The 19,931-nt window shown below is 38.5% G+C and carries 19 protein-coding genes; 13 read left to right on the top strand and 6 right to left on the bottom strand.

The features are described 5' to 3' along the window. Positions 1-130 precede the first annotated feature (130 nt). From thiC to CVS84_RS06730, 6 genes are all read left to right on the top strand, one after another. Entirely contained in the window at positions 131-1,429 is a 1,299-nt protein-coding gene (thiC, locus tag CVS84_RS06755; protein ID WP_107691663.1) for a phosphomethylpyrimidine synthase ThiC, read from the top strand. After that, positions 1,423-2,523 carry an Mrp/NBP35 family ATP-binding protein gene (locus CVS84_RS06750; RefSeq protein ID WP_087577746.1) on the top strand — a complete coding sequence of 367 codons (1,101 nt, stop codon included), beginning with the start codon at positions 1,423-1,425 and terminating at the stop codon, positions 2,521-2,523. Before thiC ends, CVS84_RS06750 begins: the two co-directional genes overlap by 7 nt. 138 nt (positions 2,524-2,661) lie before the next feature. Continuing rightward, positions 2,662-2,928, top strand: a complete 267-nt coding sequence (locus CVS84_RS06745) for an ACT domain-containing protein (protein WP_107691662.1) — start codon at positions 2,662-2,664, stop codon at positions 2,926-2,928. Between the two features lie 9 nt (positions 2,929-2,937). Next, positions 2,938-4,275, top strand: a complete 1,338-nt coding sequence (locus CVS84_RS06740) for a PFL family protein (RefSeq protein ID WP_107691661.1) — start codon at positions 2,938-2,940, stop codon at positions 4,273-4,275. A 109-nt stretch (positions 4,276-4,384) separates the two neighbouring features. Next, a complete protein-coding gene (locus tag CVS84_RS06735; protein ID WP_107691660.1) occupies positions 4,385-5,074 on the top strand; it encodes a cytochrome-c oxidase in 690 nt (229 codons plus the stop codon). Between the two features lie 172 nt (positions 5,075-5,246). Next, positions 5,247-5,699, top strand: a complete 453-nt coding sequence (locus CVS84_RS06730; protein ID WP_107691659.1) for a hypothetical protein — start codon at positions 5,247-5,249, stop codon at positions 5,697-5,699. An 84-nt stretch (positions 5,700-5,783) separates the two neighbouring features. Here CVS84_RS06730 and CVS84_RS06725 read toward each other — a convergent pair whose 3' ends face one another. Then, the gene (locus tag CVS84_RS06725) at positions 5,784-6,386 is read right to left on the bottom strand and encodes a YagU family protein (RefSeq protein WP_107691658.1); all 603 of its coding nucleotides are present in this window, start codon (positions 6,384-6,386) and stop codon (positions 5,784-5,786) included. A 163-nt stretch (positions 6,387-6,549) separates the two neighbouring features. Between CVS84_RS06725 and CVS84_RS06720 the strand changes: the two genes are divergently transcribed. Together CVS84_RS06720 and CVS84_RS06715 are read left to right on the top strand one after the other, a co-directional pair. Then, positions 6,550-7,749 carry a 2,3,4,5-tetrahydropyridine-2,6-carboxylate N-succinyltransferase gene (locus CVS84_RS06720; protein WP_107691657.1) on the top strand — a complete coding sequence of 400 codons (1,200 nt, stop codon included), beginning with the start codon at positions 6,550-6,552 and terminating at the stop codon, positions 7,747-7,749. 11 nt (positions 7,750-7,760) lie between these two features. Beyond that, on the top strand, positions 7,761-8,255 hold the full coding sequence (locus CVS84_RS06715; RefSeq protein ID WP_103618462.1) for a hypothetical protein: 495 nt from the start codon (positions 7,761-7,763) through the stop codon (positions 8,253-8,255). 148 nt (positions 8,256-8,403) lie between these two features. Here CVS84_RS06715 and CVS84_RS06710 read toward each other — a convergent pair whose 3' ends face one another. From CVS84_RS06710 to CVS84_RS06690, 5 genes are all read right to left on the bottom strand, one after another. After that, a complete protein-coding gene (locus CVS84_RS06710; RefSeq protein WP_107691656.1) occupies positions 8,404-8,907 on the bottom strand; it encodes a Fic family protein in 504 nt (167 codons plus the stop codon). A 381-nt stretch (positions 8,908-9,288) separates the two neighbouring features. After that, entirely contained in the window at positions 9,289-9,702 is a 414-nt protein-coding gene (locus CVS84_RS06705) for a gamma-glutamyl phosphate reductase (protein WP_103604822.1), read from the bottom strand. 1 nt (position 9,703) lies between these two features. Then, complete coding sequence (locus tag CVS84_RS06700) at positions 9,704-10,492, bottom strand: peptidoglycan-binding protein (RefSeq protein ID WP_103604823.1); 789 nt, start codon at positions 10,490-10,492, stop codon at positions 9,704-9,706. 147 nt (positions 10,493-10,639) lie between these two features. Further along, entirely contained in the window at positions 10,640-12,451 is a 1,812-nt protein-coding gene (gene glmS, locus CVS84_RS06695; protein WP_107691655.1) for a glutamine--fructose-6-phosphate transaminase (isomerizing), read from the bottom strand. A 3-nt stretch (positions 12,452-12,454) separates the two neighbouring features. After that, positions 12,455-14,950: an HD domain-containing protein gene (locus CVS84_RS06690; RefSeq protein ID WP_107691654.1), complete on the bottom strand. Its 2,496-nt coding sequence runs from the start codon at positions 14,948-14,950 to the stop codon at positions 12,455-12,457. A 110-nt stretch (positions 14,951-15,060) separates the two neighbouring features. On the opposite strand from CVS84_RS06690, the gene mqnE reads away from it, so the two are divergent. From mqnE to CVS84_RS06665, 5 genes are read left to right on the top strand one after another with little or no spacing between them, the layout of a single operon-like run. After that, entirely contained in the window at positions 15,061-16,125 is a 1,065-nt protein-coding gene (mqnE, locus tag CVS84_RS06685; RefSeq protein ID WP_107691653.1) for an aminofutalosine synthase MqnE, read from the top strand. An 11-nt stretch (positions 16,126-16,136) separates the two neighbouring features. Further along, positions 16,137-17,429: an NCS2 family permease gene (locus tag CVS84_RS06680; protein ID WP_107691652.1), complete on the top strand. Its 1,293-nt coding sequence runs from the start codon at positions 16,137-16,139 to the stop codon at positions 17,427-17,429. A 12-nt stretch (positions 17,430-17,441) separates the two neighbouring features. After that, positions 17,442-17,882, top strand: coding sequence for a phosphoribosyltransferase (locus CVS84_RS06675; RefSeq protein ID WP_054196841.1), 441 nt, complete (start codon positions 17,442-17,444; stop codon positions 17,880-17,882). Between the two features lie 9 nt (positions 17,883-17,891). Beyond that, positions 17,892-19,109 carry an ArnT family glycosyltransferase gene (locus tag CVS84_RS06670; protein WP_107691651.1) on the top strand — a complete coding sequence of 406 codons (1,218 nt, stop codon included), beginning with the start codon at positions 17,892-17,894 and terminating at the stop codon, positions 19,107-19,109. Continuing rightward, positions 19,110-19,811, top strand: coding sequence for a Tfp pilus assembly protein FimT/FimU (locus CVS84_RS06665; RefSeq protein ID WP_107691650.1), 702 nt, complete (start codon positions 19,110-19,112; stop codon positions 19,809-19,811). Positions 19,812-19,931 lie beyond the last annotated feature (120 nt).

Genomic DNA, 19,931 nt, shown 5'->3' with positions numbered 1-19,931 from the left:
GTTACAGAATTATACATCTCAAAACTTGAAAATTTCTTTTTAAAAAAAGAAATTTTTAGTCACCATTTAGTTAGTTTAAATCAAAAAAGGACTAAAATGGTGCTTTTATAAAATTTGTAAAAGGCATTATATGAGAGAAAAGACGCAGATGCATTATGCTAGGCGTGGTGAGATAACACAGGAGATGAGCTATGTGGCAAAGCGTGAGGGCATTAGTGAAAATTTACTGATGGATGAGGTGGCAAATGGTAGAATCATCATCCCAGCAAACGTAAATCACATAAATTTAAAACCAATGGGTATAGGCAGAAAGCTAAAGACAAAGGTTAATGCAAATATCGGCAATTCAAGCTTAAGCAGCGACATTTGTGCTGAGCTTAGAAAGCTTGAAATCTGCCTAGAATTTGGCGCTGATACGGTTATGGATCTAAGTACGGACGGCGATTTAGACGCTATTAGGAGTGCGATCATCGAGCATTCAAGCGTCCCGATAGGCACAGTGCCTATGTATGAAATTTTAAAAGAGGCAAAAGAGGTTACCAATATCACAAATGAGCTCATTTTAGAGATACTTGAAAAGCAAGCAAAGCAAGGAGTTAGTTACTTTACGATACACGCTGGATTTTTGCGTGAGTTTTTGCCACTTGTTAAAAAGCGTAAAATGGGCATAGTAAGCCGCGGTGGCAGTTTAAGTGCAAGCTATATGTCAAAGCTGAAGAGACAAAATCCTTTCTATGAAATTTTTGATGAAATTTTAGAAATTTGTGCAAGATATGACGTCTCACTCTCGCTTGGCGACGGCCTTCGTCCAGGATGTCTTTTTGATGCGACAGATGAGGCACAGCTTAGCGAGCTAAAAGTGCTTGGAGAGCTAACGCTTCGTGCATGGGAAAAAGATGTGCAAGTGATGATAGAAGGCCCTGGTCATGTGCCATTAAATCAAATTGAGTATAATATGAAAATCGAACAAGAGCTCTGCCATGACGCCCCATTTTACGTGCTTGGGCCGCTTGTCTCAGACATAGGTGCAGGATACGATCATATTACGTCAGCGATCGGTGGCACGATGGCAGCATATCACGGCGCTAGCATGCTTTGCTACGTGACGCAAAAAGAGCACCTTGGCTTGCCAAATGAAAATGACGTAAGAGAGGGCATCGTAGCTCACAAGATAGCAGCTCATGCCGCAGACGTCGCACTTGGCAAGGCAGGTGCCATAGAAAAAGACCATGCGATGAGTGATGCGAGATACGCATTTGACTGGAACAAGCAGTTTGAGCTAAGCTTTGATCCAAAAAAAGCAAGAGAGCTTCACGATGAGAGCTTGCCAGAAGATGCGTTTAAGAGCGCTCATTTTTGTTCGATGTGCGGACCAAAATTTTGTGCATATAAAATTTCAAAAGATCTAGAAAAAGGAGAAAAATGTTAAATAAAGAAGAGGTCTTAAATAGACTAAAAGGCGTCATATATCCTGGTTTTGAAAAAGATATAGTTAGCTTTGGCTTTGTAAAAAATGTAGAAATTGGCGATAAAATTTTAATCGAAGTCGAGATCGTCAGCTCAAGCCCAGAAGTGGCAAACGAGCTAAAAACGGACATCAAACGTGTCATGGGCTCAAATGAATATGTGCTAAATTTGATCCAGCCAAAGATACCTGAGGAAAAAAGTAACACTCAAAGTGGCAAAAATATCGCGCCTCAAGTCAAAAATTTCGTAATGGTAAGCTCTGGCAAAGGTGGCGTTGGTAAATCAACCACGACTCTAAATTTAGCCATCTCAATGGCAAAACTAGGCAAAAAGGTTGGAATTTTAGACGCTGACATCTATGGACCAAATATCCCAAGAATGCTTGGCGAAGTAAATACCCAGCCACAAGTCGTTGGGAATAAGCTAAAGCCGATACTTAGCCACGGAGTTGAGATGATGAGTATGGGCGTTTTGATGGAAGAGGGCATGAGCCTCATCTGGCGTGGTTCGATGATAATGAAAGCGATCGAGCAGCTGCTAAAAGACGTGCTTTGGAGCGAACTTGATGTCTTGTTTCTCGACATGCCTCCAGGAACGGGCGACGCGCAGCTAACTCTAGCTCAAAGCGTGCCAGTAACAGCAGGTGTCTGCGTCACAACGCCACAAGTGGTAGCGCTTGACGATAGCAAACGTGCGCTTGATATGTTTGAGAAGCTCCACATCCCAATCGCAGGTGTGATTGAAAATATGAGCGGTTTTATCTGCCCAGATAATGGCAAAGAGTATGACATCTTTGGCAAAGGCACAACTGAAGAGGTAGCAAAAGCTTACAACACGCAAATTTTGGCTGAAATCCCTATCGAACCAGCTGTTCGCGTGGGCGGCGATAATGGTAAGCCAGTTAGCTTTTACGAGCCAAACTCAGTCACAGCAAAACGCTACGAGAGTGCGGCTGCTAGACTTTGGGAAGTGATAGAAAATATAAATAGTGATGGTGGGGCCGATAACTCAGCGATCCAGCCAGTAAATGACGGCAAGAGTGCTTGCTCGAAGTAAAATTTACAAAAGATAAAATTTAGAGCAAATTTTAAAATTTGTTCGTTTAAAGTTGGCTACCAAAATTTAGCTTTGCTTAATGCTTGGTTTAAATTTTGGAGCCAAAATGCAATCATTTAAAATTTAATAGGAGAAAACATGAAAGCGATCGTAACCGTAGTCGGAAAAGATAGAGTTGGCATCGTTGCTGGCGTCTCAGTAAAGCTTAGCGAGCTAGGACTAAACATAGATGATATCTCACAGACTATTTTAGATGAGTTTTTTACGATGATGGCAGTGGTTTCAAGTGATGAAAATAAAGACTTTACGGCCTTAAGAGCAGAGCTTAACGAGCTTGGAGAGAGCCTAAAAGTAAAGATAAATATCCAAAGCTCCGCTATCTTTGATGCGATGCATACAATCTAAGGAAAAACAATGGACATCAAAAACGTAACCGAAACGATCTCGATGATCGAAGAGCAAAATTTTGACATCAGAACGATCACGATGGGCATTAGTTTGCTTGACTGCATCGATCCTGACATCAACAAAGCTTGCGACAAAATTTACGCAAAAATCACCACTAAAGCCAAAGACCTAGTCAAAGTGGGCAACGAAATTTCTGCTGAGCTAGGCATACCAATCGTCAATAAAAGAGTGAGTGTGACGCCTATCTCGATAATCGGCGCCGCAACGGACGCAAAAGACTACGTAATTATCGCAAAGACGCTTGATAGGGCGGCTATTGAGGTTGGTATTGATTTTATAGGTGGTTTTTCAGCTTTAGTTCAAAAGGGCTATCAAAAGGGCGATGAAATTTTGATAAATTCTATCCCACAAGCACTTTCTCAGACTTCAAAAGTATGTGCAAGTGTCAATGTCGGCTCAACGAAAACCGGCATAAATATGAGCGCGGTGCGTGATATGGGACGCATCATAAAAGAGACGGCGGCAGCATCTCGGATGGGTTGTGCTAAGCTTGTCGTTTTTGCAAACGCAGTCGAAGACAATCCTTTTATGGCTGGTGCATTTCATGGCGTGGGCGAGGCCGATGTGGTGATAAATGTGGGTGTTTCTGGTCCAGGAGTAGTAAAAAGAGCCCTTGAAAAGGTGCGTGGCGAGAGCTTTGACGTGGTGGCTGAGACCGTTAAAAAAACGGCGTTTAAGATCACGCGTATCGGCCAGCTAGTTGGCCAGATGGCGAGCGAGCGCCTTGGGGTTAAATTTGGTATCGTCGATCTCTCTCTTGCCCCAACACCTGCTGTGGGCGACTCGGTAGCTCGCGTGCTTGAGGAGATGGGGCTTGAGGCTGTTGGTGCGCACGGAACGACTGCGGCACTTGCTTTGCTAAATGACGCGGTTAAAAAAGGTGGCGTCATGGCGTGTAATCAAGTGGGTGGCTTAAGCGGTGCGTTTATCCCAGTTTCTGAGGATGAGGGTATGATAGCGGCGGTGCGTGCTGGCTCACTAAATTTAGAAAAACTTGAAGCAATGACCGCGATATGCTCTGTGGGACTTGATATGATCGCTATACCTGCTGACACGCCAAGTGAAAGCATAGCTGCGATGATCGCTGATGAGGCGGCTATCGGCGTTATAAATCAAAAAACAACAGCCGTTCGTATCATACCTCTAGGCCATGAGGGCGATATGATTGAGTTTGGCGGCCTTTTAGGAAGAGCACCTGTGATGAAGATAAACAAAGCCTCTAGTGCCGACTTCATCGCTCGTGGCGGACAAATTCCAGCTCCAATTCATAGTTTTAAAAACTAATCTTCGAAGTCCGCTTTAAATTTGCGGACTTTGCTACTCAAATTTATAGACAACATTTAAATATCTTTTAGTTAAAATAATTGTAGATTTCACACATCAAAGGATTTAAATGAAATTTTTAAAATTTTTGATGACACTTTGCTTTGGCATAGGTAGTGCAGCTGCAAACGACGGTAAGGTGAGGAGTATTGATATTTACGTGACGCCGTACTACTCGGCAAATGCTGGCAAAGTCGAGTATGTAAAGGTTTATGATAAGATCGATAGCTTACTCTTAAGTGGTAAAGTAGAAGACTTTAAAAAAGCAGAGAAGACTGTCCAAGACGCACCGCAAATGGTCTCTCCGATAACTCTTTTTGTCCTTTCAGCTCGCGCATACGATCTTGGGCTTCGCGATGACGCGGTATTTTGGTTTTATGCGGCAAAAAATCGCGCGATCTTGCTAAGAGGCGTTATAGACATGGAGGGCGAGAAATTTACTGACGTGGTGGCCGCGATAGGGGCGTTTATGAAGCTTGTTGGCGACGTGGTCAATCCTTATGCATTTTGCGATATCAAAAAGCAACAAGAGATCGCTGATAAAGCGCTTGGATGGACTAAGAAAAATGCCTATGAAGCGATGTTTTCTCCAGAATTTAGCTCACCTCACGAAGATAGAAAAGCAGCCCTTGCAAAAGGTATAGAAAAGCTAGAAAGTCGCAATAAAAAAGAGAAAGATTACTTTTTGGACAAAGACAATCTTGCTAAATTTAAAGCTATGCGCAAGCAAAATGGCACTGATGATAAATTTTGCTTTTAAGTAGTGAGTTAAATTTGCAAATTTGCTTTTAATTTAGCTTTCGCTTTATGTCAAAAAGGGCAAATTTGCAAGCTATCTCTATTTTAGATGATAAATTTTAGCTCACTACAAATCTGCTTAAATTTCGCTCTTTTTCGTAAGAGTAGCAAAACCACAAAAATGAGAATAAAAAATGACTTTGAAATTTGGCGAGCTTGAAAAAGTAGCAACGGATGAAGGTTTTATTTGGTACGCGGAGACAGAGCTAAAAAGCGAAATTTTTGGCCAAGTGCTCTTTTGTCTTATCTCGGCAAATGGGGCAGATGTGGATGATGAGACGATTTTGCTTGCGCAGCGTATCGCTCAGGATATCGACCGGCACATAAAAGATGCACTTACATTTTTACAAGATGAGCTTAAGCAAAAATGCCTTTTGAGCAAGGACGAGCTTAGAGCGCTTGATGTGCCAGTTTGCGATCTGCCGTTTGAGTCCCCACAGTGCACCTTTTATGCGCGTGATAAGCAGTGGCTGATGAGATTTGCCGATGGTGTGCTTGATATTTGTGAACCTTTTGGTATTGGGGTGATTTTTGAAGGTGAAAAGCCACTTCGTTTAGAAAATTTAGAGCTTAGCCAGGAGTGCTAATCGCGGATAAATTTTGCTTTTAAACGGTGAGATAAATTTGGTTGCTGTTTTAGGTTTTTAGCCCAAAACAGTAAAAATTTGCATTTATGCGTTGCAGCAGCAATAATCACTTGGATCTTTTTCTTTTGTGATCCTGGCTCTTAGGTCGTGGCGGATGATCTCTATCGACCAAAACCATATCATGTGGCCGACAAATTCAGATACATGCTCGTACCAAGGGAGTGTCCAAAGTGGTGGAGTAAGCCCTAAAATAGGCAATGTGATCACGTGAACAGCGATATTTACGATAATGCCAACTAGTAAGCCTTGCCATATTGTAATCTTTGGAAATTTCTCAGCCAAAACACAATAAGCAACCGCGAAAACGATCGAAAATAATATATGCGTCATCATTACGTAGTTAAACGCATGCCCTGCAAACTCGTAAATGGCGGCATTTGGATCGGCTACGCCCAAATAATCCCTTAAAAATACATAAGGCGGATTTAAGAAATTTCTAGAGCAATCGATCGCATCGGCTGCCCTAATGGTACTCTCTGGTCCGCAAGCAGCGTTAAACATATCCATCGGACTTCTTGGAGGAAGTGGAAATTCTGCTCCCCATTTGACAAAAGCTGAGACAATGCCAGCGACAAGGCCGATCAATGTAGCCAGAGCAAATCTAGGTTTTGTTACTAAATTTGACATTTAAACTCCTTCTTTAAATTTGCAAAATCTTATTGCAATTTACTGTATGATAAGATTAATCATTATTAAAAATATAAAAATATTTAAAAATTTTAATGGACTTAAAATCATAAAATTTTTAGCCATTTTTGGCTAGACTAAGAAAAAATTTAAAGGAGAATAGATGTCTAAAGAGTTTAAAGATGCAAATGAATTTAAGGAATTTTTTGAAGAATTTAGAAAAAAAGATGGCTACAAAGATCCGCTTGCTTTTGGTATCGCTAGGATCGATCGCGGACAAAAAAATACAGATAAAATTTTGCAAGCGACTTTTGCTGTTGTAAATTACAAAGAGAGCTTTTTAAGCGCAGCTGCTTATATCTATGCTTTACAAAAATGTGACGTTAAGGTTGATTTTAACGGCTCTGAATTTATAGCTGATCTTACGCCAAAAGTGGTAAAAAAGGCTAGTAAGCTCTTTAGCGTCTTTGAAAAAGAGATAAGCTCTCATAAAAATGTACAAAATTTACATGCCGTAAAAATGGCATTTGATGACGATCTTGAACTAAATGAGAATAAATTTAAGCTTGTGTTTTTGTTTGATGATGCAAAACCACTTAGCGTGGAGGCCGTATATCTTAAGCTTTACTTGATATCGCTTGGCAAAGTCGCACCTAGAACGATCGTACTTGATGGAGCTTTTGGTGTGTTGCCAAATGTTGCATGGACTAGCCAAAATACGCCAATTGAGCTTGAATGGCTAAGAGAAAATGAAATTTCTCTAAAGATGTTTGGCGAATATCCAGCGATCGTTAGCGTCGATAAATTCCCAAGATTTTTAAGCCACATCATTCCAGCGGATAATACGAGAATTTTAGACTCAGCTAAGGTTCGCATGGGTGCTGCCGTGTATCCTGGCACAGTCGTTATGCCAGGTGCTGCCTATATCAACTTTAACGCAGGTACAACTGGTGGCGTGATGGTTGAAGGCAGAGTCAGCAGCTCTGTCGTAGTTGGCGAGGGCAGTGACGTAGGCGGAGGGGCAAGTATACTTGGCGTGCTAAGTGGCACAAACGGCAACCCTGTAAGTATCGGCAAACACTGCTTGCTTGGCGCAAATTCAGTCACAGGCGTACCTCTTGGTGATAACTGCATCGTGGATGCTGGCATAGCGGTGCTTGAGGGCACAAAGGTCTATATATCAGCTAGCGAGCGCGAAAAGCTAGCTAAACTAAATCCAGAGTTTAAATTTGAAGCTGAAATTTACAAAGCGCTTGAGCTTGGCGGGCTAAACGGACTTCATTTTAGACAAAATAGCCAAACAGGTCAGATCACTGCAAGTGCGAGCAAAAGGGCGATCAAGCTAAATGAGGCACTTCATTAAAAGGAGCTAGCATGAAAGTTGGTATTTTGATGTTTGACAAGCTAAATCTACTAAGCTTTGCCAAAATTTATGATTTTTTACATAAATTTGAGGATTTTAATATCAAGACTTACGCACTAAAGCCTGAGGTTGTCGATGAATTTGGCGTCAGGCTTCATCCAGAAATTTATGCTGAGAGCCTTTATGGCGTGGATATCTTAGTCGTGCCAGATGGCGTTGGAGCACTTGGATTAAGATACGATGAGATATTTTTAAGCTGGGTTAAAAGCTCAGCGAGTGCGAAATTTAAGATAGGTTTTGACCTTGGCGTGCTTATCCTTGGTGGGGCTGGATTTTTAGAAGACAGAGAGGCTTGCATAAGGGGCGGATACAAAAACGCACTTAGTGACTACTGTGATGTTAATGATGCTAAGATGTGCGAAAGCAGGGGTGTCATAAGTGTTAGTGAATTTGATGATAGAATCAAAGAACAGCTGGCAACGATACTAGGTAAAGATAAATTTTAATGGCTTTGACTCTTAAATTACGATCGAAATTTTATATTTTTAGTAAGCTTATAGCTTGTTTATAGCGCTATTTACCGCTTGTAGGTGTGCTACATTATCCACTCTGTGAAATCAAAATTTAAATTATTTCCAAGCTTTGTTATCTGCTCTAAAATTTCATAATAATTTTTTCTATTTGCTTAAATAATGCTAGAGATAGAAAATGGCTTGATACCATCACCAGCCAAGCAGTAAGTAGTGTGCCAAAACCCCTTGCCATGCATCCGTTGCCGTCGTCATAAGGATGGATGATCACAAACCAAAGGTACGCTAAGGCGCTTTTTACATAGGCGTTTTCAGGGCTTTTATTGATAAAATTTAAAATTTTTCTCATCTCATCCTCTATGCGCTCTACTGGCAAGGCTTCGTAGTGAATTTGCACATTTTTTGAAGGACCTGAGACGACGCTCATCTCATCATCTCTAAATTTAGCTCTTTTTATCTTATAAGTTTTGCTTTGGATATATTCAAACAAGGCATTGTACCAGCCATGTAGCCACTCGAAGTTCATAGGGGCTTTGTTTAAATTTGCTTCAAGCATTAGCGAGACTATGTTGTCGCTATGTCTAGTTGCATGAGTGCCAGCCCACCAGTCAAAATTTTTGTCTAACATCTTTTTTATAAGTGAGTGAATACTTATACCATTGAGCCTTTCTCGATGAGTAGATGTTCTAATCTTCTAGAGCACTGATTTGCGCCTTTAAAAGATCGTTTTTGCAGATCTCACTTGTTTTAAATTTTCGTGATCTTGCTCTAGCTTATTTGTAAGGATATCTATTGTTTCTTTATAGAAAGAAAATTTTGTGCAATTAGGATACTATCATGTCAACTAGTTTTATATTATTTTTCTAAAAGTAAGAGTAGTATTTTATATTTTTTGCTCAATGTATGGAACTTATTTATAGCAGCAAAATTTGATATATATATTGCTTTTGATTTGTTATTTGTAAAAATCGTTTTTATTAGAATTAAGCCAAGGTTAAGGCTAGATAAGTTATCTACCTAACCTATAATCTCTTCTAGCATCCTTGTAACCACGCCTATAACCACGATCGAAGCCATCATCATAGTCGTCATCGTTATAGTAGTCTCCGCGGTAACCACGCTGAAATCTATCATATCTATTTTGATAGTATGGACGGTACTCAGGAGGATATGGCGCATAGTTTGGATTAACAGGATAGTAGCCATTTGTACGGCAGCTATCCTCATCGAATTTTTCCATTCCATTACGAAATTTATAGCTTTCTATTTTTTTATCAAAGCTATCAATACTTCTTATGTCGCCATAAAATTTAGCCATTTCTCTTTGATTTATAAGATTGCAAAGTCTAGCTTCAACTTTTTTTTCATAGCTCATAGCAAACAAAAAAGTTAATGAACAAAATAAAATGGCTATAAATTTCATATTAATCTCCTACTTTTAAACTTCCGCCTTTACCAAGACCGCCTTTTACATTTTGTGCTTTGTAGTCTTTTAGAGCAATAACTAATTGATTCATTGAATCAAGAAAAGCATTTACAAGTGTTTTTCCCTCAGGTGTTCTTGAATATACGCCAAGTCCCGCGCCAAGAGAAGCACCAGCGCCACCGCCCATACCAAAGAAATCAGTGCTAGAAGCTGAGCCAATGGCTGCTGCTAATTGAACACCTGAGCGATTCTCTATAAGAACCAATGTAGTTTGCGTCTCTTTTGTTGAAAAACCACCAGCTATAGCACCTGCTACACTACCAAAAAGTGCTTCAACAAGAGCGCCTGCTCCGCCTGTATCTTCGTTGCTAAAGAAAATTTCAGGGCGAATAGTATAATCAGCTGCTACCATTTTACCTTTACCAAAGCCAGAACCACCACGTAGTTCTCCTGATCTATCAAGTGCACGCTCTTGCATCATATTATCCATCATAGCGCCACGTTCAACTATAACAAAACAACCAGTTTGTTGCGCAAGAAGACGCAAAACCGGAATAGTTGATGTGAGCTTGTAGTTGTGTGTTAAATATGAATACCAATCAGAATTTTGGTCTTCATAAAACGCAAGTGTTCCAAGAGTGCTACTGCATTTTTCTATTTTTGTGTTAGCATTATTGTTATTGCTTCCAGCAGCACTGCCAGTTACACCGTTGCTATTGCCAGTTGCACAACCGCTTAAAAGTAAAACTCCAAGGCCTACGCTTAGTAAAGATGAACTTAACTTCATTTTTATCCTTAATATTTAAGTTGGTTTTTTAACATTATATATAAGCAAATATTATAAAAATATTAATATAAGATTTATGTTTAGTAGCATAATGCAAAACTACTTTTATAAAAATTTAAGTAGCCAGCAAGATGCCAGCCACACGAGTTATTCGACAGTTACGCTTTTTGCAAGATTTCTTGGCATATCGACGTTGTTGCCAAGTCTAACAGAAATTTCAAGTGCAAGTAGCTGAAGCACTAGCATCATCTCGAAAAATTCGCTCATATAGTGATCTTGAACGCTTGTTTTTACGTAGTCATCGCTTAGTTCAAACTCAAGTGGGCTTATCGCTAGGATGTACGCATCTCTTGCGGCAAGCTCTTCGACATTGCTCTTTGTCTTTTCGTATAACAAATTTTGAGGCATTAAAGCGATCGTAAATAGCTTCTCATCTGCAAGTGCGATAGGGCCGTGTTTCATTTCGCCTGATGGATAGCCCTCGGCATGAAGATATGAAATTTCTTTAAGTTTTAACGCACCTTCTAATGCTAGTGGATAGAAAATATCTCTACCGATAAAAAAGAAGCCATGACCGTGTAAATAATGCTTGCTTAGGCGGTGAAGCTTCTCTTGAAGAGAGTTATTGATATTTAAAATTTGTGGGATGTGAAGAAGCGTTTTGATCTCGTGATCAAGCTCTTTTTTGCTGATAGACTCTTTTGCTGCTGCCATTTGAAGCACAAGCATCCAAAGTACGATGATCTGCGTTGCAAAGGCCTTTGTACTTGCCACACCTTTTTCGATGCCAGCACGAGTTAGAAGTGTATTATCAGCTAGTCTAACAATAGATGAGTTATCGACGTTGCAAATCGCAAGCGTTCTAAGCCCAGCCTCTTTTGCTATCCTAAGTGCCTCAAGAGTATCGGCTGTCTCGCCACTTTGTGAGATGACGATGAAGAGCGAGTTTTTGTTTAGATAAGGCTTTCTATATCTAAATTCGCTTGCCACTTCGACCTTTGTTCTAACTTTAGCAAGCCTTTCAAAAAGATAGCTTGCAACAAGCGCAGCATGGTAGCTAGTCCCACACGCACAAAGCACGACATCATCGATACTTTTTAGGTATTCATCGTCTAAATTTTCAAGGGTGACTTTGTGATTTTTAACCCTGCCCATGATGGTTTCAGATACGACCGCACCTTGCTCGTAAATTTCTTTCTCCATGAAAAATGTATATCCCTCTTTTTGGGCATAGCTTTTATCTTTTGGAAGTGCATTGAATGTTATATTGGCTTTTTTACCATCTTTGAAGACCGCGATTTCGTCCAAGCTTACATAGCCATAGTTGTTATCATCTAAGTATGCTACTTCTGTTGCATTGCCAATTAAAGGTGCGTCAGATGAAGCAAAATATAGCTCTTTTTTATCGCTCTTTCCTATTGCCATAGGAGCGGCATCTTTTGCAAAAAATATCTTATTAGGCGCAGTTTTGGTGATAAGTAGCGTCGCGTATGCACCTCTTAGTTTTGCGATAGTTGCCTCATAAGCTTTAAATGGATCTTTTTTCTCTTTTAAAATTTCTTCAAAAAGATGCACGATCACTTCAGTATCAGTCTGGCTTACAAATTTTACGCCCTTTGCCTCAAGTTCATCTTTAAGCTCTTTGTAGTTTTCGATGATGCCGTTATGCACGACAAATGAGTGCTCACCAAGGTGTGGGTGAGCATTTATCTCGGTTGGTTTGCCGTGCGTCGCCCAGCGTGTGTGACCTATCGCCACGCCAAAGCCCTCTGATGTAAAGTCCTTTGTCTTTAGAGCCAAATTTTCAAGTTTGCCAACAGCTTTGAAAAAGTCAATCTTGCCATCACTCATCACAGCCATACCAGCGCTGTCGTATCCGCGATACTCAAGCTCTTTTAGGCCGCTTAAAATGACCTCTTTTTTCTCTTTATCTCCGATGTATCCTACGATTCCACACATGTTTTACTCGCTTATTAATAAATTTAATATCTCTTCGCCTTTACTCTCAAGTCGCTCGTTTTTCTCGATCAAAAAGAGATTTCTTGTTCTATTTTTGACCGTTTGGATTCTAGCACTCGTGACTTGAAAATGAAGCCTGTCAAAAACACTCATCACATAAGCCATTAGCCCGCGCTGATCTTTTGCGTTGATGCTAAGTTTGGCGTAATCTTTTGAGTGATTTAGCTCGAAGTTTATCTCATCTTTGTTAATGTTTGGTTTCAAAGGCTCTTTTAAAGTCTCGCTATTTAGAGATATTAGAGCCAAGTTTTTAGTAATTTCAAGCTCCTCTTTTTTAACATTTTGGTTAAAATCAAGCCTGATATAAAATTTTTTCTCAAATAGCTCAAAAATTTCCATGTATGCTAGGTCGAATTTAGCAAATTCATAGAGCAGGGCGCTTAAATTTAGGCTCTTTTTTGTATAAATCTGAATGCTTAAATTTTTAGAGTTATTTATAAAAATTTCTGTCGCATCTAAGCCATCTGCAACCTTGCTTAAATTTATGATCTCACTCGCACTATATTTTATAAAGACAAGATTTGATGTGATTTTAAAAATTTTCTCTTGCAAGCTTAGTTCAAGCGCCAAAAACTCGCTATTTCGTTTTATAGACTGCTCTTTTTTTACGCGCCTTGTCGCTTCATCAAGTAAATTTTCATCGCTAAATGCACTAAGAGAAATTTCATAAAGTTCCCTTAAAAGCTTTGCTGTGTAGGCATTATAGAGCCTCTCGTTTGTCGCATTTATCACGCAGTAGCTAAGGATGTAAAGTAGCTTTAAAACCTGCTTGTCGCCAAGCTTTGAGATAAAAGCAAAAATAACGCGTTGCGAATAAATATCTTCTCTGTTTGAGACGTTGCTCATTAGCGTGTGATATTTTATCAAGATGACGCCGATATTTACGGCTTTTTGGCTTAAATTTAGCTTGTTTGCGTAGGCTCTAAAGATATTTGCGCCGATATTTGCGTGATCTTTGCCAAGCCCCTTACCAACGTCGTGCATTAAAGTCACGATCTTTAGCATCGTCTTGCCCTCCAAGCAAAGTTCGGTATAGAGATTTTTTATAAATTTATCTTTTATGTTTTCGAGAAATTTTACACTTAAAATGCTATGCTCATCGACCGTAAATTCGTGATAGCCGTCGTACTGAGCTAGCTGACTGATGTGTTCCATTGGTTTTATTAAAATTTGTATCATTTGCGCATCAAGCAATGACTTTAAAATGGCATAGGAATTTTTTCTTAAAAATATCTTCTTAAACTCGCTGATAGCGCGCTCCAAGCCACTTTTTGTGATAATGGCTCGCTTGATGTAAAAGATCGCGCTTATATCAAATTTATAATCCACATCTTTTAGCTCTAAAAGCTCAGCTATTAGATTTTCAATGAGAGCTGGCTTTTTATGAAGCGGCACGTAGATAACGCCATTTATCTCGTAAAAGCCATTTTTTAGCCTTGCAAATTTTCTCTGATCAAAATTTAGCTCACTTTTAAAAAATGGCCTACAAAGAGAAGCGACGATAAACCTTGAATAAATGGCGACATTATTCATTGAGCTTAGCATCTTTTGGCTAATAACGCTTTCGTTATCTTGAAGCTTTTTAGACTTTGTTTGCATGAAATTTGTCGTGATCTCAACGCTTGAAGCACTAAAAGTATCAGAATTTTGCGTCAAATTTAAGGTGGTTAGTAGGCTTAGTAAAAAGTCTACATTTAGGTTAAAGCTAGCGATCTCTTTTTCATTCATCACTTTTAGGGCTTGTGATCTAACTGAAATGTCGCTATCTAGGCAGTTTAGTATGCAGTTTAGGTGATAAATTTCATCGATTCCCCCAAAGCCACTTTTTAAATTTGGCTCTTGGGCTAAGTAGCTGATGCTAGAAAATGGCAAAAATACCTTTAAATGGTAGTTTAAAAAGGCTTTTTTATCAAATTCTTTTAATTTTACGATCTCGCTTTTTACTAGGCGGTATAGACTTTTTGAACCACAGATATATCGTACTTGCGATATTTCGCTTTTAAATTTGAGATCGTCTTTGTAATTTGTAAAAATTTCATCTATTTCAACGCTTTTTATATAAAAATTTATTCCAGAGCTACTTAAAATTTCGCTAAATTCTTTTAAGAAATTCTTTATGTTGTAGCCTTTTAAATTTTTATAAACTAGTAAAATTTCAAGCTCACTATTTGCGCTAAGTAGTGTTTGAGCGTATTTTCCAGTAGCTAAAACACTAAAAGCAAAGCTGTCATTTTGCGGAATAAAATCATCAAAAAAATCTCGCATAGTTTCATTTAAATAAGATTTTATAAAATCATCATATTCTTTGGCTAAAAAATTTGCAAAATTTCTACCCTGATTTTTTTGAAAATGTTTTGGTAAATTTGCCTTAAAATCAAGAAATTTCTCTTTGATCTTTGAACAATTATCGCTATTTTTGGTACTTTTATCAGCCAGCATTTAATGTTTCCATTGTTAAAAATATCTTGGCAAATGTTACATAATTTTTGCAAAAACAAAGCTTTATTTGCTTATAATGAAGCCTTAAGTTCAGCTTTAGGACGATATAAATAATGAATCTATTACAAAAACTAGAAAGTGGCGAGAGATTAAGCAAGCAAGAGGCTTTTTCGCTTTATGAGCTTGATCTTTTTACCTTGGCTAAATTTGCCGATAAAAAACGCAGAAAGCTGCACGGCAACAAGGTCTTTTTCAATGTAAATCGCCATATCAATCCAACAAATATCTGCGCTGATATCTGTAAATTTTGCGCATTTTCAGCTCACAGAAAAAATCCAAATCCATACTTAATGAGCCACGAAGAGATTTTAAAGATCGTTGATGAGAGCGTGAGTCACGGCGTAAAGGAGATACACATCGTATCAGCTCATAACGCGAAAAGTGGCTGGCAGTGGTATTTAGAGATTTTTAAAAAGATAAAGGCAGCTCATCCAGAGCTTCATGTAAAGGCGATGACGGCAGCTGAGATCGACTTTTTGTCAAGACACTACGGCTTAAGCTATGATGAGGTGATAGAGAAGATGCTCGAATACGGCGTCGATAGCATGCCAGGCGGCGGGGCTGAAATTTTTGATGAAGAGGTCAGGGCTAAAATTTGCAAAGGCAAAGTAAGTAGCGAAAACTGGCTAAAAATTCACAAAATGTGGCATGATAAAGGCAGACAAAGCAATGCAACGATGCTTTTTGGTCATATAGAAAGCCGTGATAATAGGATCGATCATATGCTAAGGATTAGAGACTTGCAAGATGAAACTGGCGGATTTAACGCGTTTATCCCGCTTGTCTATCAAAGAGAAAACAACTACTTAAAAGATGTGAAATTTCTAGGATCAGCTGAAATTTTAAAGACTCTGGCGATCTCACGTCTTGTGCTTGATAATGTCCCACATATCAAAGCTTACTGGGCCACTTCGACGCTAAATTTAGCGATGATCGCTCAGGAATTTGGCGCTGATGATCTTGATGGCACGATAGAAAAAGAGAGCATCCAAAGTGCAGCTGGTGCAAATAGCGCAAACGGCGTTACACTAAAGACATTTTGTGATCTTATTAAAACATCTGGTTTTACGCCGATTGAGCGTGATAGTTTATATAACGAACTTAAAATTTACTAAAGGAGCTTGGGGTGAAATTTTTTGACTTAGCACAAAACAAAACGAGTGTGAAGCAGGAATTTGGAGCGGGACTTACGACGTTTTTGGCGATGATGTATATCGTGCCGGTAAATGCGATCATTATGAGCAAAACTGGCATGCCTTATGAGGCACTCATCACTGCAACTGCGCTAATTACGATCTTTTCTACGATATTAAATGGTCTTTGGGCGAACACACCAGTTGCGATGAGCGTTGGTATGGGGCTTAACGCTTATTTTACATTTGGTCTTTGTATCGGTATGAAAGTACCTTGGCAAACGGCTCTTGGCGTTGTTTTTCTAAGCGGCGTGATATTTGTCGTGCTTTCGTTTACAAATTTTAGGATGTGGATAATAAGATCGATCCCACTTGACCTACGAAGAGCGATAAGTGCTGGTATAGGCACGTTTATCAGCTTTGTCGCGTTTCAGCAAATGGGCTTTATCGTAAATAGCGACGCAGTTTTGGTTGGTATAGGAAATTTCAAAGATCCAAACGTACTTCTTGGCGTTTTGGGACTATTTTTAGTTATTTGCTTTTGGGCGTGGAAGATAAAGGGCGCGTTTATCCTAGCTGTGCTTGCTACTTCAGTAATAGCTTGGGTGCTTGATATCGCTCCTCATCCAACAGAAATTTTCTCAACTCCAGCCTCTATCTCTCCGATATTTTTAGAGCTTGACATAAAAGGCGCGCTTAGTCTAGCCTTGCTGCCAGTTGTTATCACATTTTTTGTGACCGATCTTTTTGACTCGATAGGCACACTAGCTGGTGTAGGAACGAGGGCTGGAATTTTTGATGAAAACAAAAAAGATGGCGTCATAAAACTTGAAAAAACTCTTGAAGCTGACGCTATTGCTACGGCAGCTGGCTCACTTGTAGGCGTAAGTACGACCACATCGTTTGTAGAGAGTGCTAGCGGTGTAGAAGAGGGCGGTAGAACTGGTCTAACGGCTGTATTTTGCGGACTTTTATTTATACTTACATTATTTATGTTGCCACTTTTTAAAGCGATCCCTGGCAATGCCATCTATCCGATCCTTGTAATGGTTGGCGTGCTTATGTTTGCCGAGCTTGCTAGTATAAATTTCAAAGATCCAGCCATTGCGGTTGCGACATTTTTCATAGTTGTGCTCATCCCGCTTACTTATTCGATCACAAACGGCCTTGCATTTGGCTTTATGTCATACGTCATAGTTAAGCTCATAAAGAGAGAATTTAGCGATATAAATTTAGGCGTAGTCGTGCTAGCGCTCATTAGTTTTATCGTATTTTTAGTGCATTGATAAGGAAGAAAGATGATATTTTATAGCTATGATGAATTTGCTGTTGATACTAAAAAGATGGCAAAGCAGATAAAAGACGAGTTTGACCCAGAGGTGATACTAGCTGTGGCAAGAGGCGGTCTAACGCTTGGCCACTCGCTAGCTGTTGCACTTAATAATAGAAATTTATTTACCTTAAATTCTATCCATTATGAAGATACAAATAAGCTTGATACGATTAATATCTTTAACGTGCCAGATCTTAGCAAATACACTAAAATTTTGCTCGTCGATGATATCATCGATAGTGGCGAGAGCATGGTCGAGATAAAAAGAGAGCTACTTAAGCGTTATCCAAATTTAGATATAAAAATAGCGACCGTCTTTTATAAAGAGAAGGCTCTGCTTTTGCCAGAATTTAAGGTAAAAGAGGCTCACGACTGGATTGAGTTTTTTTGGGATATACATATTTAAGGAAAATTTTTGCTAGATAAATTTAGAGAATTTGTTGGACATCACGTCGCCTTTAGCGTATTTTTAATATGTTTGATTGATTGTATATTTTTACTTTATACGGCAAATTCTCTTAGTATAAGTTACAGTGAAGCTGAAATTTTTTTTAACAAACAAAATTTTCTTAGCCATGTTTTAAACTTAAGTGTTCAAATTTTTGGTCAAACAGATCTTGCTTTAAGATCCGTGATGATCGCTTTTCATGTAATAAGTGTCGTTTTAATGTATAAGATAAGCAAATTTTACATTAAATTGGAGTTTGACAGACTTATTGCGGTATTGCTTTTTATCTTACTTCCTGGCACGATAGCTTCAGCTCTTATCGTCAATAATGCTGGGCTTTGCGTTATGCTGGCGCTCCTATGTATATACTTTTTTCATGTTAAAAATAAAATTTTATTTGTAGCATTTTTTGGTCTTTCTTTTTTTATAGATGGTGATTTTTTGATATTTTACGTAGGATTTTTTATATTTTCACTTTATAAAAGAAAGCCGCCACTTGCTTGGCTAAGTGCTATTTTATTTTTGCTTACGCTTTACTTTTTTGGTTTTGATACAAATGGTAGGCCAAGTGGGCACTTTATCGATACTTTTGGTATCTTTGCCGCTGTTTTTTCGCCGTTTATTTTTATCTTTTTTGTCTATACAATTTATAGAATTTGGGTAAAAGAGAAAAAAGATCTTTTATGGTTTATTGTGATTTGCTCATTTTGCTTTTGTATGATAGTCTCAGTGCGCCAAAGACTGGAGCTTGAGCAGTTTTTGCCATTTTGCGTGATCGCAACGCCACTTATGGTAAGAGTATTTTTTAATTCGTATCGTGTAAGATTGCCAAAATTTAGAAAAGGCTATAAAATTTGCACGACCTTGGTGATGCTTTTTCTAGCCCTAAACTGGTCGATGATCGTATTTAATCAAATTTTTTACCTATTTTTAGACAACCCAACAAAGCATTTTGTATATAAATTTGATGTTGTAAAAGAGCTTGCTGCTAAATTAAAAGAAGCGGAAATCAAGGATTTATACACAGATAATAAAAAGCTTGCATTAAGACTTAAATTTTATGGTATAGATGTAAGAGATGAATCTAAAAATTTATTAGTAAGCGCCGATCTAGATGAAAAATCAAAATTTTGCATAGAAAAAATGGGAAAAGTAATTGCAAATTTTGACGTAAGAGGCAGGTAAATGCATAAAAACAAGGGTTTTACTGTTATAGAGCTTATCTTCGTAATCATTGCCGTAGGCATACTTGCAGCAATGATCATACCAAGGCTAGAAATAAACGGAGCTAGGGAGGCAGCTACACAGATGCTAACGCATATAAGGTACGCCCAGCACCTTGCCATGCAAGATGATAAATTTGTTTATTCAGAAAATGAAAAATTTTGGTTTAAAATGAGATGGGGGATAGCTATTAATGACACTAGTTTGCAAGAGTGCTCTGTAGATGAGCCTGGAGTTAAATCTTGGAAATATAGTATTTTTTATGATAAAAGAGGTAGTGGTAATAAATTTAGTGGCAACTTAAATTCCAAAGAAGAGGTTGCCATCGATACACAAAAATCAAACAAATTCTTAAGTGCGGGCTGGAGAGGCATTCCTCAATCTTATTGCAATAAAATTAATATAGATTTAAATATTGAAAAAAAATATGGCATAAAATCGGTTAAATTTGTCGGTAGTTGCGGAAAAGGCAAAACACAAACCATTGATTTTGACGAATTAGGTAGGCCTATGAGAGTGGTAAGTGTTACTAACAATAAAGGAGCAAAAAGACCTTATTCAAGACTATTAAAAGGTGATTGCAAGATAGTTTTAACAGATAAAAATAATAATGTGGCCTCTATAAATATAGAAAAAAGAAGTGGATACGCATATATAAACTAAACCCTTAAACCTATAATAAAAATACATACTTTAAAATTTTTAAGCGCCTAACAATTTTTTCTAAAATTCCCTAAATATTTCAACTATCTTTAAGTATTGCTCGTATATAATTCCAGCTCA

This window comes from Campylobacter concisus (assembly GCF_003048575.1).
Classification (GTDB): Bacteria; Campylobacterota; Campylobacteria; order Campylobacterales; family Campylobacteraceae; genus Campylobacter_A; species Campylobacter_A concisus_U.
This window is presented reverse-complemented; position numbering and strand designations above follow the sequence as displayed.

Coding starts and splice junctions, on each gene's coding strand:
- thiC (WP_107691663.1), top strand. CDS start 131: ATGAGAGAAAAGACGCAGATGCATTATGCTAGGCGTGGTGAGATAACA.
- CVS84_RS06750 (WP_087577746.1), top strand. CDS start 1,423: ATGTTAAATAAAGAAGAGGTCTTAAATAGACTAAAAGGCGTCATATAT.
- CVS84_RS06745 (WP_107691662.1), top strand. CDS start 2,662: ATGAAAGCGATCGTAACCGTAGTCGGAAAAGATAGAGTTGGCATCGTT.
- CVS84_RS06740 (WP_107691661.1), top strand. CDS start 2,938: ATGGACATCAAAAACGTAACCGAAACGATCTCGATGATCGAAGAGCAA.
- CVS84_RS06735 (WP_107691660.1), top strand. CDS start 4,385: ATGAAATTTTTAAAATTTTTGATGACACTTTGCTTTGGCATAGGTAGT.
- CVS84_RS06730 (WP_107691659.1), top strand. CDS start 5,247: ATGACTTTGAAATTTGGCGAGCTTGAAAAAGTAGCAACGGATGAAGGT.
- CVS84_RS06725 (WP_107691658.1), bottom strand. CDS start 6,386: ATGTCAAATTTAGTAACAAAACCTAGATTTGCTCTGGCTACATTGATC.
- CVS84_RS06720 (WP_107691657.1), top strand. CDS start 6,550: ATGTCTAAAGAGTTTAAAGATGCAAATGAATTTAAGGAATTTTTTGAA.
- CVS84_RS06715 (WP_103618462.1), top strand. CDS start 7,761: ATGAAAGTTGGTATTTTGATGTTTGACAAGCTAAATCTACTAAGCTTT.
- CVS84_RS06710 (WP_107691656.1), bottom strand. CDS start 8,907: ATGTTAGACAAAAATTTTGACTGGTGGGCTGGCACTCATGCAACTAGA.
- CVS84_RS06705 (WP_103604822.1), bottom strand. CDS start 9,702: ATGAAATTTATAGCCATTTTATTTTGTTCATTAACTTTTTTGTTTGCT.
- CVS84_RS06700 (WP_103604823.1), bottom strand. CDS start 10,492: ATGAAGTTAAGTTCATCTTTACTAAGCGTAGGCCTTGGAGTTTTACTT.
- glmS (WP_107691655.1), bottom strand. CDS start 12,451: ATGTGTGGAATCGTAGGATACATCGGAGATAAAGAGAAAAAAGAGGTC.
- CVS84_RS06690 (WP_107691654.1), bottom strand. CDS start 14,950: ATGCTGGCTGATAAAAGTACCAAAAATAGCGATAATTGTTCAAAGATC.
- CVS84_RS06675 (WP_054196841.1), top strand. CDS start 17,442: ATGATATTTTATAGCTATGATGAATTTGCTGTTGATACTAAAAAGATG.
- CVS84_RS06665 (WP_107691650.1), top strand. CDS start 19,110: ATGCATAAAAACAAGGGTTTTACTGTTATAGAGCTTATCTTCGTAATC.